General features: G+C 66.6%; 13 protein-coding genes and 1 tRNA gene. 8 read left to right on the top strand and 6 right to left on the bottom strand.

Features of this window, described 5'->3' with window-relative positions:
- Positions 1-259 precede the first annotated feature (259 nt).
- Together FPJ27_RS32795 and FPJ27_RS32790 are read left to right on the top strand one after the other, a co-directional pair.
- Positions 260-664: an MAPEG family protein gene (locus FPJ27_RS32795; RefSeq protein ID WP_072443518.1), complete on the top strand. Its 405-nt coding sequence runs from the start codon at positions 260-262 to the stop codon at positions 662-664.
- Positions 665-897: 233 nt separating this feature from the next.
- Positions 898-1,182, top strand: coding sequence for a PAAR domain-containing protein (locus FPJ27_RS32790; protein ID WP_204424403.1), 285 nt, complete (start codon positions 898-900; stop codon positions 1,180-1,182).
- A gap of 36 nt (positions 1,183-1,218) precedes the next feature.
- Here FPJ27_RS32790 and FPJ27_RS32785 read toward each other — a convergent pair whose 3' ends face one another.
- Together FPJ27_RS32785 and FPJ27_RS32780 are read right to left on the bottom strand one after the other, a co-directional pair.
- Complete coding sequence (locus FPJ27_RS32785; protein WP_204424400.1) at positions 1,219-1,530, bottom strand: cupin; 312 nt, start codon at positions 1,528-1,530, stop codon at positions 1,219-1,221.
- 59 nt (positions 1,531-1,589) lie between these two features.
- Positions 1,590-2,273, bottom strand: coding sequence for a DJ-1/PfpI family protein (locus FPJ27_RS32780; RefSeq protein ID WP_204424397.1), 684 nt, complete (start codon positions 2,271-2,273; stop codon positions 1,590-1,592).
- Between the two features lie 117 nt (positions 2,274-2,390).
- Between FPJ27_RS32780 and FPJ27_RS32775 the strand changes: the two genes are divergently transcribed.
- Complete coding sequence (locus FPJ27_RS32775; RefSeq protein ID WP_204424394.1) at positions 2,391-3,362, top strand: GlxA family transcriptional regulator; 972 nt, start codon at positions 2,391-2,393, stop codon at positions 3,360-3,362.
- Between the two features lie 174 nt (positions 3,363-3,536).
- Positions 3,537-4,511 (top strand): LysR family transcriptional regulator, encoded by a 975-nt coding sequence (locus FPJ27_RS32770; protein WP_072443417.1) that lies wholly within the window; start codon positions 3,537-3,539, stop codon positions 4,509-4,511.
- 171 nt (positions 4,512-4,682) lie between these two features.
- On the opposite strand, the gene FPJ27_RS32765 is transcribed toward FPJ27_RS32770, so the two are convergent.
- From FPJ27_RS32765 to FPJ27_RS32750, 4 genes are all read right to left on the bottom strand, one after another.
- Positions 4,683-4,759, bottom strand: a tRNA-Met gene (locus tag FPJ27_RS32765).
- Between the two features lie 148 nt (positions 4,760-4,907).
- A complete protein-coding gene (locus FPJ27_RS32760) occupies positions 4,908-6,566 on the bottom strand; it encodes an MFS transporter (protein ID WP_072443415.1) in 1,659 nt (552 codons plus the stop codon).
- A 226-nt stretch (positions 6,567-6,792) separates the two neighbouring features.
- The gene (locus tag FPJ27_RS32755) at positions 6,793-8,340 is read right to left on the bottom strand and encodes a sensor histidine kinase (protein ID WP_072443413.1); all 1,548 of its coding nucleotides are present in this window, start codon (positions 8,338-8,340) and stop codon (positions 6,793-6,795) included.
- Positions 8,341-8,357: 17 nt separating this feature from the next.
- Positions 8,358-9,086, bottom strand: coding sequence for a response regulator transcription factor (locus FPJ27_RS32750; protein WP_034178938.1), 729 nt, complete (start codon positions 9,084-9,086; stop codon positions 8,358-8,360).
- A 188-nt stretch (positions 9,087-9,274) separates the two neighbouring features.
- Between FPJ27_RS32750 and recA the strand changes: the two genes are divergently transcribed.
- From recA to sucC, 4 genes are all read left to right on the top strand, one after another.
- A complete protein-coding gene (gene recA / locus FPJ27_RS32745; RefSeq protein ID WP_072443410.1) occupies positions 9,275-10,345 on the top strand; it encodes a recombinase RecA in 1,071 nt (356 codons plus the stop codon).
- On the top strand, positions 10,345-11,214 hold the full coding sequence (gene recX, locus FPJ27_RS32740; RefSeq protein WP_204424392.1) for a recombination regulator RecX: 870 nt from the start codon (positions 10,345-10,347) through the stop codon (positions 11,212-11,214). The genes recA and recX overlap by 1 nt, the downstream gene beginning before the upstream one ends.
- 146 nt (positions 11,215-11,360) lie before the next feature.
- Positions 11,361-11,969 (top strand): DUF2889 domain-containing protein, encoded by a 609-nt coding sequence (locus FPJ27_RS32735; protein ID WP_204424390.1) that lies wholly within the window; start codon positions 11,361-11,363, stop codon positions 11,967-11,969.
- Positions 11,970-12,037: 68 nt separating this feature from the next.
- Positions 12,038-13,204, top strand: a complete 1,167-nt coding sequence (gene sucC, locus FPJ27_RS32730) for an ADP-forming succinate--CoA ligase subunit beta (RefSeq protein WP_006755512.1) — start codon at positions 12,038-12,040, stop codon at positions 13,202-13,204.
- Positions 13,205-13,215: the final 11 nt, after the last annotated feature.

The following is a 13,215-nucleotide window of genomic DNA, read 5'->3' as shown; positions in this document are numbered from 1 at the left end:
CCGTCGCGGCGAAACGTTTGCGCGTGCCGTGCCTAGGCGTTCGCGCGACAACGGTTTCGGCGGGCAGGCCCGGGCGGCCGGGCAGGGGGCGCTGCACCGGTTTCGTGCGGTGCGGCATCGCGGCAAATCGGGCCGGATCCTGTTCGCGAAATCGCGGCCGGCGCATGGCGACGCTGCGGGTTTCCGCGATAGCCGTGCACGCCGGCAGAGCGTAGGATCGCCGGATCTGCGGCGCATTTCCGCTTTCGCCGGGACTCCCATGCCGATCCATCCCGTCGCACTCGTTTGCACGGCCATCCTCGGGCTGCTGCTGTTCGGGCTCGGACTCGTCGTGTCCGTCACGCGCTTCCGGTGCACCACCGGATCCGGGTGTGCGCCCGATCCGACGAACGGGTTGCACAAGATCGTGCGCGCGCACGGCAACACGGCCGAATACGCGCCGTTTCTCGCGGTGCTGTTTCTCTATTTCGGCGCACACGATCCGTCGCGCGCGATCCTGTCGCTGATCGTCGCGGCGACCGCATGCCGCTGCCTGCTCGTGATCGGATTGCTCGCGTGGCCGACGATGGCCAGGCCGAATCCCGTGCGTTTCATCGGCGCGATCGGCACGTATCTGTGCGGCGCCGCGCTGTGCATCGCGCTGTTCGTCCGAGCGGCGGCGTGACGTATCGCCAGGTCGCGGCAGGACTCGACTGCCTCCTGTCCAAGTGCACCGATGCGTATCTGACCGCCGTCTGCCGGTGCCCGTCTGGCACTGACTCGACGGGGCGGGCGACGGCGGCCGCCGCGAGCGGTGATATCCTCGCGGGACGCCCGCAATCGACGGGCGGTGTCCGATTGCCCGTGCGCGGCCTCGCCGCCGCGCGGCGCGGCGTTTCCGAGGGAAGAACCGACATCATGAGCCGCAAATTCATTCTGAAGGGCGACACGACCGACCACGGCGGCGTGGTGCTCGAAGGGATCGACAATTCGTCGTTCGACGGGCGCGAACTCGCCTATCTCGGCGCGCCCGTGTTCTGCGCCGCGTGCAAGACGACGGGCGTGATCGTGTCGGACGGCGGCGAGCGGACGATGACCGTGATGGGCAAGGTCGTCGCGCTCGAACACGACCTGTGCCAGTGCGTGTGCACGCCGCAACCGAAACTGATCCCGTCGCAGGGCACGGGGACGATCTCGGGGTAAAACCCGCCGCGCGGCACGGCGCACGGCGGCCCGCCGTCAGACGCTGCCTTCCGTCTCGATCACGAGGATGCGCGCTTCGCCGAGCGGATGCGCGACGTGCTCGGTGCCGACCGTCGCGTGGAAGACGTCGCCGGTTTCGAGCACCGTCGCGTGCTCGATGCCTGCTACGCGGTAGCGCATCTCGACGCGGCCGTTGAGCACCGCGAACACTTCGTCGCCATCGTTCACATGCCATCGATACGGCTGGTCGGTCCAGTGCAGGCGGACCGTGATGCCGTTCAGGTTCGCGATGTCGAGCGCGCCCCACGGGCGGTCCGCGGTGAATGCCGCGCTGCGGATGATGTTCATCGATATGTTTTCCGGCGCGAATGCGCGTCGTCTTCCGGTCAATTCCCCGGCATCCTCATTCAGCGCGACATCGCGCGCAGCGCCTGCTCGATTGTCTGCTTGCGTTTCGCAAAGCTGGCCGCCGAACGTTCGGTGACGCGCTTCACGACCGATGCCGGCGCGGTGTCGGGCGAGCCGGCGTCGAACGGCGGCGCAGGCGCGTATTCGAGCTGAAGCTGGATCGCCTGCGCCTCTTCGTCGCCGGCCAACTCCGCGGCGATCGTCAGCGCGAAGTCGATGCCGGCCGTTACGCCGCCGCCGGTGATCAGGTTGCCGTCGCGCACGACACGCTCGCGCACGGGCACCGCGCCCAGCGGTTCGAGCAGCGCGTGGAACGCCCAGTGCGTCGTCGCACGCCGACCGCGCAGCAGGCCGGCCACGCCGAGCAGCAGCGCGCCCGTGCAGACCGACGTCACGTAGCGCGCGGTGGCGGCGCGCTGCTGCACGAACGCGATCGTTTCGGCGTCGAGCAGCAGGTCGTTGATCCCGATGCCGCCCGGCACGCAGATCACGTCGAGCGGCGGGCAGTCGTCGAACGTGCAGGTCGGCGCGAGCGCGAGGCCGCTGCTCGACGCGACGGCATCGCGCGACTTCCAGACCAGGTGGACGGTCGCGTCGGGCAGCGACGCGAGCACGTCGTGCGGGCCGGTGAGATCGAGTTGCTGAACGCCGGGAAACACGAGAAGGCCGATATGCAGGGTCATGCGAAGACTCCGGGTGGAAGAGGAGCGCGCCGTTGCCGGCACACGATGGACAGATCGATTCTAGGTGCGTAGTGTTTGGCGAAATTGCCATATCGCCCACGTTTTCAGCCAATCGCCATGCCTGCCGTCCCGCGCTCGATCCTGGTCCTTGCGTTTCCCCGCGCACAATTGCTCGACGTGTCGGGGCCACTGCAGGTGTTCGCGTCCGTCAACGAACTTGCGCTGGAGCGTGGGCAGCCGGCGCCGTATGCGCCGCGTGTCGTCGCGGCCGACGCCGGGCCCGTCGAGACGTCGTCGGGCCTCGTCGTGATGGCCGAGTCGCTGCGCTCGGCCGCGCGCCGTCCCGATACGGTGATCGTCGCGGGCGGCAAGGGCGTGCACGCGGCATCGCAGGATGCCCGGCTGGTGCGCTGGGTGCGGCAGCAGGCGGAGCGTGCGCGGCGCGTTGCGTCGGTCTGCACCGGCGCGTTCCTGCTCGCCGAGGCCGGCCTGCTCGACGGACGGCGTGCGGTCACGCACTGGGCGCGCTGCGACGAATTCGCGGCGCGCTACCCGAACGTGCGCGTCGAAGCCGATCCGATCTTCATCCGCGAGGGCGCGCTATGGACGTCGGCCGGCGTGACGGCCGGCATCGATCTCGCGCTCGCGCTGGTCGAGGAGGATCTCGGCCGCGCGACCGCGCTCGATGCCGCGCGCGAACTCGTCGTGTTCCTGAAGCGTCCGGGCGGACAGGCGCAGTTCAGCGCGATGCTGTCGATGCAGCGTACCGACGACCGGTTCGGCGAATTGCATGCATGGATGGCCGAGCACCTGGCGGCCGACCTGTCGGTGCCCGCGCTGGCCGAGCGCGTGCGCATGAGCGAACGCAGCTTCGTGCGCCACTATCGCGCGGGAACCGGCCGCACGCCCGCGCGCGCGGTCGAGCAGATCCGCGTCGAGGCCGCGCAGCGCCTGCTCGGCGAAACGACATGGCCCGTCAAGCGGATCGCCGCGCGGTGCGGATTCGGTTCGGAGGAGACGTTGCGGCGCAGCTTCGTGCGTGTGCTGGGCGTGTCGCCGCAGGCGTATCGGGAGCGGTTCGTGCGGTAACGCGCGGCGCGCGATCGGGGCCGGAGCGGTTGTTGTGTGGAACTGAACGAAAACCGATCATTTTCCAGTGCGAAATGCCGAGACTATTCAGGGCTGGAGAACAATGGGTGGGGGCTTGTGCCGTGCCCGCCGCGCGCTCTATTCTGTCCCGTTGGCGATTCGAAGGGGGGCAGCATGGACCGAATCCAGGCAATGGAAGTTTTTACCCGTGTGGTCGACGCGAACAGCTTTACGCGCGCGGCCGACACGCTCGCGATGCCGCGCGCGTCGGTGACGACCATCATCCAGAATCTCGAGGCGCTGCTCGGCGTGCGCCTGATGCACCGGACGACGCGCCGGCTGTCGTTGACGCCGGAAGGTGCCGCGTACTACGAGCATTGCATGAAGATCATCGCGGAGATCGCGGAAGCCGACGCGAGCTTCCAGACCGGCAACCGCAAGCCGAGCGGCGTGCTGCGCGTCCATATGCCGAGTTCGCTCGGGCGGCGCATCGTGCTGCCGTCGCTGTCGATTTTCCGGCAGCGCTATCCGGACATCACGCTCGAGCTGGGGCTTTCCGACCGCTACGTGGATCCGGTCGAGGAGGGCATCGACTGCATGATCCGGGTCGGGCCGCTCGAGGATTCGTCGATGGTCGCGCGACGGATCGGGATGCTGAAGCGCGTGACCTGTGCATCGCCCGATTACGTCGCGCGTCACGGCGAGCCGCACGAGATTGCCGATCTTGCCGAACATCATGCGGTGAATTTCCGTTCGAGCCACGGCGCGCGTGCGATTCCGTGGGTGTTCATGATCGACGGCAAGCCGGTCGAGGTGCGGATGAGCGGGGAGGTCACGGTCAACGATTCGGATGCCTACGTGACGTGCGGGCTCGAAGGGTTCGGGATGATCCAGCCGACGCTGTTCATGGTGCTGCCGAACCTGCTCGACGGATCGCTGGTCGAGGTGCTGCCGGACTGCAATCCGAAGCCGAAGCCGATTTCGATCGTCTATCCGCACAACCGGCATTTGTCGCAGAAGGTGCGTGTGTTCGCCGACTGGATCGCGGAGGTGTTCGAGTCGACACCGGCGCTGGAAGGTGGGGAGAACTGGCGCGGGAAGGTGCGCGGGCAGTTGCCGGAGGAGCGGCGCGGGACGGTGGCGGCGTAACGAGCCGGGACGCGGCGGATTCGGCCGTTGTGTCCGCAAAGCGGGGGCCGTCGGTGCGCTAGGGCACGTGAAATGCCGCATGCCGGCGGGGGCGGCGCGAGAGGATCGCGAATCGGACGACGCCAAATGAAAAAGCCGCTGTTCCTTGCGGAACAGCGGCTTTTTTACAACTGGTGGCGAATCAGGGACTCGAACCCCGGACCTGCGGATTATGATTCCGTCGCTCTAACCGACTGAGCTAATTCGCCGAAGAAATGAATTATGGAGATCGGCCGTCAGGCTGTCAACACCTTTTTTCATCTTCCCCGAAAAAAGTTGCCGATGATCCGTACCGGCCTCGTCGCAGGGCGGTTGCCGGTCACCGGAACGCGCCCGGCAACCGCCCATGCCTCGACATCAATCCTGCGCGTAGATGTTCGAGTCCTTCGTCTCCTTGACGAACAGCAGGCCGATCACGAACGTGGCCAGCGCGATCACGATCGGATACCAGAGCCCCGAATAGATGTTGCCCTTCGCCGCGACGATCGCGAATGCGGTTGCCGGCAGGAAGCCGCCGAACCAGCCGTTGCCGATGTGATACGGCAGCGACATCGACGTATAGCGGATCCGCGTCGGGAACATCTCGACCAGCATCGCGGCGATCGGCCCGTAGACCATCGTCACGTAGATCACGAGGATCGTCAGGATCACGATCGTCATCGGCCAGTTGAGCTGCGCCGGGTCGGCCTTCGCCGGGTAGCCGGCCCCCTTCAGCGTCGATGCGAGCGTCTTGTCGAACGCCGCGCCCTGTGCCTTCGCGTCGGCCGCCTTGCCGTCATACGCCGGGATCACCGTATCGCCGACCTTGATTTCGGCCATCGTGCCGGCCGGTGCCGCGACGTTCTCGTAGTTCAGGCCGGCCTTCGCGAGCGCGCTCTTCGCGATGTCGCACGAATTCGTGAACTTCGACGTGCCCACCGGGTTGAACTGGAACGAGCAGGTGGCCGGATCGGCGACGACGGTGATCGGTGCCTTCTGCGTGGCGATCTCGAGCTGCGGGTTCGCGTAGTGCGTGAGCGCCTTGAACAGCGGGAAGTAGGTCAGCGCCGCGATCAGGCAGCCCGCGAGGATGATCGGTTTGCGGCCGATCTTGTCCGACAGCGACCCGAAGAACAGGAAGAACGGCGTGCCGATCAGGAGCGCGATCGCGATCAGGATGTTCGCGCTTGCACCGTCGACCTTCAGCGTCTGCGTGAGGAAGAACAGCGCGTAGAACTGGCCCGTGTACCACACGACGGCCTGGCCGGCGGTCAGGCCGACGAGCGCGAGGATCACGATCTTCAGGTTCTTCCACTGGCCGAACGCTTCGGTCAGCGGCGCCTTCGACGTCTTGCCTTCCGACTTGATGCGCAGGAACACCGGCGATTCGTTCAGCTGCAGCCGGATCCACACCGACACCGCGAGCAGCGCGATCGATGCGACGAACGGCACGCGCCAGCCCCAGTTGCCGAACGCTTCCTCGCCGATGAACGTGCGCACGCCGAGGATCACGAGCAGCGACAGGAACAGGCCGAGCGTCGCGGTCGTCTGGATCCACGCGGTGTAGAAGCCGCGCCGGTTCGCCGGCGCATGCTCGGCGACGTAGGTCGCCGCACCGCCGTACTCGCCGCCGAGCGCGAGGCCCTGCAGAAGCCGCATCGCGATGAAGATCACCGGCGCGGCGATGCCGATCGTCGTATAGCCGGGCAGGAAGCCGACCACGAACGTCGAGAGGCCCATGATCACGATCGTCACGAGGAACGTGTGCTTGCGTCCGACCATGTCGCCGAGCCGGCCGAACACGATCGCGCCGAACGGCCGCACCGCGAAGCCGGCCGCAAAGCCGAGCAGCGTGAAGATGAACGCGGCGGTCGGATTGACGCCGGAGAAGAAGCTCTTGCTGATGTAGGCCGCGAGTGAGCCGGCCAGGTAAAAGTCGTACCACTCGAACACGGTCCCGAGCGACGACGCGAAGATCACCTTTTTCTCTTCGCCCGTCATCGGCGCGTGCGAAATTTGCCCGCCTAACGTTGCCATGAATCGTCTCCAAGTCCCTTGATATAGATATGCGGCCGCCTTGGGTGGGCGGGCCTGTCGACGATTATTGGCACGGAAACTTACGGCGCACTGACTCGCGCGCACAAAACGGCTGCGCGTTAACCCGTGCCGAATCGGGTGCTTCGCGTGACGATCGTGGTGCGAACGTCCGGCAAAATGCCGGTTTCGGTGCGATCGTGGCGCGTTGCCGCGGTGCGCGTCAGGGTTAATCCGGAGCGGTTTCCGCCAGCGGCAGGCTGACGCGCACGAGCGTGCCGGCGAGGCGCGGCGCCTGCTGGTAGACGTGATCGTCGAGCGTCAGCGTGCCGCCGTGCTGCGTAGCGATCTCGCGCACGATCGCGAGCCCGAGGCCGCTGCCGTCGCCTTCGCGGCCGAGGATCCGGTAGAAGCGCTCGACGACGCGCTCGCGTTCCGCGGCCGGGATGCCGGGCCCCGTGTCCTCGACTTCGAGATGCGCGAGCCGCGCCGCGCGATCGGCGCGCACGCGCACCGTGATGCGGCCGCCTTCCGGCGTGTAGCGGATCGCGTTGTCGATCAGGTTGCCGAGCATCTCGCGCAGCATCACCGGGTTGCCGTCGACGTCGAGCGGCGCGTCGTCCGGCGGGCCTTCGTAGCCGAGATCCATCCGCTTCGCGAGCGCGGCCTGCACCCAGTCGCGCACCGCGCGCCGCGCGAGCGCGGCGATCTCGACCGGCTCGAACGTGAGCCCGCTCGCGCGGTTCTCGGCGCGCGCGAGCGCAAGCAGTTGCGTGACGAGCCGCGCGGCCTGCTCGGAGCTCGTCGCGATCTGCTCGAGCGAGCGCTGCACGTCGGGCGGGACGGGGTGGCGCAGCGCGAATTCGGCCTGCGTGCGCAAGCCCGCGAGCGGCGTCTTCATCTGGTGCGCGGCGTCGGCGATGAAGCGCTTTTGCAGCGCCATGTTCTGTTCGAGACGCGCGAGCAGGTCGTTGAACGACGTGACGAGCGGCTCGATCTCGGGCGGCGCGCGCTGCGCCTCGACGGGCGACAGGTCGTCGGGCCGCCGCGCACGGATGTGCGCCTGCAGCGCATTGAGCGGCGCGAGCCCGCGCGACAGCCCGAACCAGACGAGCAGGATCGCGAGCGGCAGGATCACGAATTGCGGCAGGATCACGCCCTTGATGATGTCGTTCGCGAGCGCGTTGCGCTTGTCGAGCGTCTCGCCGACCTGCACGAGCACGGGCTGCGTGCCGCTCGCCTGCGGCAGCGCGACCGTCGTATACGCGACGCGCACGTCGTTGCCGCGCAGCAGGTCGTCGCGAAACACGACGACGCCCGGCGGCGGGCGGTCCTCGTCGCGCGGCAGCGGCATGTCGGCTTCGCCCGCGACCAGCTCGCCGCGCGCGCCGAGCACCTGGAAGTAGACGCTGTCGACGTTGTCCGCGCGCAGGAAGTCGCGCGTCTGCTCCGGCAGCGTCAGCTCGGCGACGCCGTTCACCGGGTGGATCTGGCGTGCAAGCACGTATGCGTTGGTCTCGAGCGCGCGGTCGAACGGGCCGTTCGCGATCGTCTTCGCGACGAGATAGGTGACGGCGATGCTCATCGGCCACAGCAGCAGCAGCGGCGCGAGCATCCAGTCGAGGATTTCGCCGAACAGCGAGCGCGGGCGCGGCGCCTCGGGCGCATCGGTTTCGTCGGGCGGCGCGAACGGGTTCTCGTAGCGCGCGTCGCGCGCCTCGTCGGCGGCCGACGACGGCGCGCCGGTCGGGTGGCGGGAATGGGCCGGCGTGGCCATCGCGGCGACGCCCGGCTTCAGCGCAGCGGCGTGCCGGCCGTCGCGGGCTGGGGCGCTGTGGTGTCGGCCGGCGCGGCGGGCGCGACCTTTTCGAGGCAATAGCCGAGGCCGCGCACGGTCGAGATCCGGACGCCGCTCGGTTCGATCTTCTTGCGCAGCCGGTGCACGTAGACTTCGATCGCGTTGTTGCTGACTTCCTCGCCCCATTCGCACAGATGGTCGACGAGCTGCTCCTTCGATACGAGCCGGCCGATCCGCTGCAGCAGCACCTCGAGCAGGCCGAGTTCGCGCGCGGACAGATCGAGCACGTGATCGTTCGCGTACGCGATGCGGCCGACCTGGTCGAACGCGAGCGAGCCGTGCCGCACGACGGTCGGGCCGCCGCCCGCGCCGCGCCGGGTCAGTGCGCGCACGCGCGCTTCGAGTTCGTTGAGTGCGAACGGCTTGGCCATGTAATCGTCCGCGCCGAGATCGAGGCCCTTCACGCGCTCGTCGACGCTGTCGGCGGCGGTCAGGATCAGCACGGGGAGGTTGGAATTGCGGGCGCGCAGGCGCTTGAGCACGTCGAGCCCGGACATTTTCGGCAGCCCGAGATCGAGGATCAGCAGGTCGAATGTCTGCATCGACAGCGCCGTATCGGCATCGACGCCGTTCTTCACGTGGTCGACCGCATAGCCCGATTGGCGGAGTGACCGAGTGAGGCCGTCCGCGAGTATGCTGTCGTCTTCGGCGATGAGAATTCGCATGTTGCTGACCGATGGCCGGCAGGGTGTTCGCGCCGGCGCGGCTGTCTCCGAAGTTATTCGTGTACAACGCCCTGCATTGCGGGCTTGCATAAAACACTGTTTTTTTATACAGTGTCTGCATTCGTGGGCGGCGCTTGAAAGCGGGCGCGCCTTTAACAGACGCTGCTCATCATAGCAAAGGACGATTCATGGAAGAAAGCAAGAAGGGCTCCGGGATGACCGCCGAGAAGAGCAAGGCGCTGGCGGCCGCACTCGCGCAGATCGAAAAGCAGTTCGGCAAAGGGTCGATCATGCGGATGGGCGACGGCGAGGTGGCCGAGGACATCCAGGTCGTCTCCACGGGTTCGCTGGGGCTCGACATCGCGCTCGGCGTCGGCGGCCTGCCGCGCGGCCGGGTGGTCGAGATCTACGGTCCGGAATCGTCCGGTAAAACCACGCTCACGCTGCAGGTGATCGCCGAACTGCAGAAGATCGGCGGCACGGCCGCGTTCATCGACGCCGAGCACGCGCTCGACGTTCAGTACGCAGCGAAGCTCGGTGTGAACGTGCCGGAACTGCTGATCTCGCAGCCGGACACCGGCGAGCAGGCGCTGGAAATCACCGATGCGCTGGTGCGCTCGGGCTCGATCGACATGATCGTCATCGACTCGGTCGCGGCGCTCGTGCCGAAGGCCGAAATCGAAGGCGAGATGGGCGATTCGCTGCCGGGCCTGCAGGCCCGCCTGATGTCGCAGGCGCTGCGCAAGCTGACCGGCACGATCAAGCGCACGAACTGCCTCGTGATCTTCATCAACCAGATTCGTATGAAGATCGGCGTGATGTTCGGCAACCCGGAAACCACGACGGGCGGCAACGCGCTGAAGTTCTATGCGTCGGTGCGTCTCGACATCCGCCGGATCGGCTCGATCAAGAAGAACGACGAGGTGATCGGCAACGAAACCCGCGTGAAGGTCGTCAAGAACAAGGTATCGCCGCCGTTCCGCGAAGCGATCTTCGACATCCTGTATGGCGAGGGCATCTCGCGCCAGGGCGAAATCATCGACCTCGGCGTGCAGGCGAAGATCGTCGACAAGGCAGGCGCCTGGTACAGCTACAACGGCGAGAAGATCGGCCAGGGCAAGGACAACGCGCGTGAATTCCTGCGCGAGAATCCGGAAATCGCTCGCGAGATCGAGAACCGCATCCGCGAATCGCTCGGCGTCGTCGCAATGCCCGATGGTGCAGGCAACGAAGTCGAGGCGATGGACGAAGAAGAGTGATGGTGGGGCGCCGAGGTCAGGCTGGCGAGCCGGAGGAGAGCGACGCGTCCGAAACGGCGGGTCGCTCCAGCCGGCGAGCCGGATCCTCGGGCGCCGACCGGCGGGTCGCTGGCAGCAACGCCGCGAACCGCACCGCGACGAGGGCATCTGACGATGCCCTCGTTTCGTTTGAGATTGCCGCGCCGGACGATCCGTTCGATGACGATGAATCGTTCGACGCGCACGACCGGTCCCGCCGTCGTGTGTCCGGCGTCAGCTTCCCGGGCGATCGCGCATCCGATGCGTCGGCACCTGCCAGGGAAGATGTCTATACGCGCAGCAGCCAGCATCCGCGCCGCACGCGCCGTGCGTCCGGCGCTGCTTCAAGCGCTGCCTCCGGCGACGATCCGGGCGCCGGCAAACGCAAGTCGTCGAAGCCGCCGCGTTCGTTGAAGGGCCGCGCGCTCGGCTATCTGTCCAGGCGCGAATACAGCCGCACGGAACTCGCGCGCAAGCTCGCGCCGTATGTCGGCGAAGACGAGTCCGTCGAACCGGTGCTCGATGGGCTGGAGAAGGAAGGCTGGCTGTCCGACGCGCGTTTCGCCGAGAGCCTCGTGCATCGTCGTGCGTCGCGCGTCGGTGTCGCGCGCATCGTCAGCGAGCTGAAGCGTCATGCGGTCGGCGACACGCTCGTCGAGGAAGTGAACGCGCAGCTACGCGAGACCGAATGGGCGCGCGCGCAGGCGGTCTGGCGCAAGAAATTCGGTGCATTGCCGCAAACGCCGGCCGAGCGTGCGAAGCAGGCGCGCTTTCTCGCCGCGCGCGGCTTCTCGAGCGCGACCATCGTGAAGTTGCTGAAGGTCGGCGACGATTTCCCGATCGACGATTGAGCGCTCCGGTCGCGCGCGTGGCGCGCGATTTTGCTGCAACGCAACCGCTCCCGGACAGGCGGGAATACCCGCCGTCGCGTCAAACTGTCTCAAATACCCAATATGCTAAAATCCGTGGGTTTTCCTCTTCGGCCTCAACCTCCAGCATGCCGCTATCCGAGCCCGTGCCCCGTCAGTTGCGACATCGACGCGCAATCCGAGCGGAAGCTTACGAGCGCGGCGACGGCTTGTGGGACATCGAAGCCTGCCTGACCGACCACAAGCCGCGCGATGTCGCGCTTGCGTCGGGCATCCGGCCCCAGGGCCTGCCGATCCACGAACTCTGGCTGCGCGTGACTGTCGATCGTGAACTCAATGTCGTCGACGCTGAAGCGTCTTCGGAATGGGTGCCCTATCCCGGTCAGTGTCAATCCGCCCCTCCCGCCTATCGGGCCCTCATCGGGCTCAATCTCTTCCGCCATTTCCGCCGCGATGCGAACCGACTGCTGTCCGGTGTCGCAGGCTGCTCCCATCTCACCGAACTGTGCGCCGTGCTGCCGACGGCAGCGATCCAGGCGTTCGCCGGTGACGTGTGGAACGTGCGCGAGGAGGGCGGCGAAGGGCCGGATCACGACGGCGTGCGCGACGAACCGCCTTTCCAGCTCGGCCGCTGCCGCGCGCTGCGGTTCGACGGCGAGGTCGTGCGGCAGTACTACCCGCGCTGGTATGGCGCGAGTCGGCCGGACGTGCCTGTCGACGGCAGCACGAAGGAATGAACGGAAATCATTCGAAGAAGCGTCTTAAGCGACTTTTCATCCAACTCTCAGACTGAAGGGAATCACGCATGAAGATTCACGAGTACCAGGGTAAGGAAATCCTGCGGAAATTCGGAGTCGCGGTACCGCGCGGCAAGCCGGCGTTCTCGGTGGACGAGGCCGTCAAGGTGGCGGAAGAGCTCGGCGGCCCGGTGTGGGTCGTCAAGGCTCAGATTCACGCGGGTGGCCGCGGCAAAGGCGGTGGCGTGAAGGTGGCGAAGTCGATCGAGCAGGTGCGCGAATACGCGAACCAGATCCTCGGCATGCAGCTCGTCACGCACCAGACCGGTCCGGAAGGCCAGAAGGTCAACCGTCTGATGATCGAAGAAGGCGCGGACATCAAGCAGGAACTGTATGTCAGCCTCGTCGTCGATCGCATCTCGCAAAAGATCGTCCTGATGGGTTCGAGCGAAGGCGGGATGGACATCGAAGAAGTCGCCGAAAAGCACCCGGAACTGATCCACAAGGTCATCGTCGAGCCGTCGACGGGCCTGCTCGACGCCCAGGCCGACGACCTCGCCGCGAAGATCGGCGTGCCGGCCGCTTCGATCCCGCAAGCGCGCGCCATCCTGCAAGGCCTGTACAAGGCATTCTGGGAAACCGACGCGTCGCTGGCTGAAATCAACCCGCTGAACGTTTCCGGCGACGGCAAGGTCATCGCACTCGACGCGAAGTTCAACTTCGACTCGAACGCGCTGTTCCGCCACCCGGAAATCGTCGCTTACCGCGACCTGGACGAAGAAGATCCGGCTGAAATCGAAGCGTCGAAGTTCGACCTCGCGTACATCTCGCTCGACGGCAACATCGGCTGTCTCGTGAACGGCGCAGGCCTCGCGATGGCGACGATGGACACCATCAAGCTGTTCGGCGGCGAGCCGGCGAACTTCCTGGACGTCGGCGGTGGCGCGACCACCGAGAAGGTCACGGAAGCGTTCAAGCTGATGCTGAAGAACCCGGATCTGAAGGCGATCCTCGTGAACATCTTCGGCGGCATCATGCGCTGCGACGTGATCGCGGAAGGCGTGATCGCCGGTTCGAAGGCCGTGAACCTGAACGTGCCGCTCGTCGTGCGCATGAAGGGCACGAACGAGGACCTCGGCAAGAAGATGCTGGCCGATTCGGGTCTGCCGATCATCTCGGCGGACAGCATGGAAGAGGCTGCGCAGAAGGTCGTCGCGGCAGCCGCAGGCAAGTAAGCGCGCGCTAA

The sequence above is a fragment of the Burkholderia sp. MS455 genome, assembly GCF_016899445.1.
Taxonomy (GTDB): domain Bacteria; phylum Pseudomonadota; class Gammaproteobacteria; order Burkholderiales; family Burkholderiaceae; genus Burkholderia; species Burkholderia pyrrocinia_C.
Note: the sequence above shows the minus strand (reverse complement) of the source record. Positions and strands in the feature narration are given on the sequence as shown.

Bases quoted from the DNA above. Each gene is read 5' to 3' on its own strand.
- recA (WP_072443410.1), top strand. From the start codon at position 9,275: ATGGAAGAAAGCAAGAAGGGCTCCGGGATGACCGCCGAGAAGAGCAAG.
- FPJ27_RS32780 (WP_204424397.1), bottom strand. From the start codon at position 2,273: ATGACCCTGCATATCGGCCTTCTCGTGTTTCCCGGCGTTCAGCAACTC.
- FPJ27_RS32785 (WP_204424400.1), bottom strand. From the start codon at position 1,530: ATGAACATCATCCGCAGCGCGGCATTCACCGCGGACCGCCCGTGGGGC.
- FPJ27_RS32755 (WP_072443413.1), bottom strand. From the start codon at position 8,340: ATGGCCACGCCGGCCCATTCCCGCCACCCGACCGGCGCGCCGTCGTCG.
- recX (WP_204424392.1), top strand. From the start codon at position 10,345: ATGGTGGGGCGCCGAGGTCAGGCTGGCGAGCCGGAGGAGAGCGACGCG.
- FPJ27_RS32790 (WP_204424403.1), top strand. From the start codon at position 898: ATGAGCCGCAAATTCATTCTGAAGGGCGACACGACCGACCACGGCGGC.
- FPJ27_RS32750 (WP_034178938.1), bottom strand. From the start codon at position 9,086: ATGCGAATTCTCATCGCCGAAGACGACAGCATACTCGCGGACGGCCTC.
- FPJ27_RS32760 (WP_072443415.1), bottom strand. From the start codon at position 6,566: ATGGCAACGTTAGGCGGGCAAATTTCGCACGCGCCGATGACGGGCGAA.
- sucC (WP_006755512.1), top strand. From the start codon at position 12,038: ATGAAGATTCACGAGTACCAGGGTAAGGAAATCCTGCGGAAATTCGGA.
- FPJ27_RS32770 (WP_072443417.1), top strand. From the start codon at position 3,537: ATGGACCGAATCCAGGCAATGGAAGTTTTTACCCGTGTGGTCGACGCG.
- FPJ27_RS32795 (WP_072443518.1), top strand. From the start codon at position 260: ATGCCGATCCATCCCGTCGCACTCGTTTGCACGGCCATCCTCGGGCTG.
- FPJ27_RS32735 (WP_204424390.1), top strand. From the start codon at position 11,361: ATGCCGCTATCCGAGCCCGTGCCCCGTCAGTTGCGACATCGACGCGCA.
- FPJ27_RS32775 (WP_204424394.1), top strand. From the start codon at position 2,391: ATGCCTGCCGTCCCGCGCTCGATCCTGGTCCTTGCGTTTCCCCGCGCA.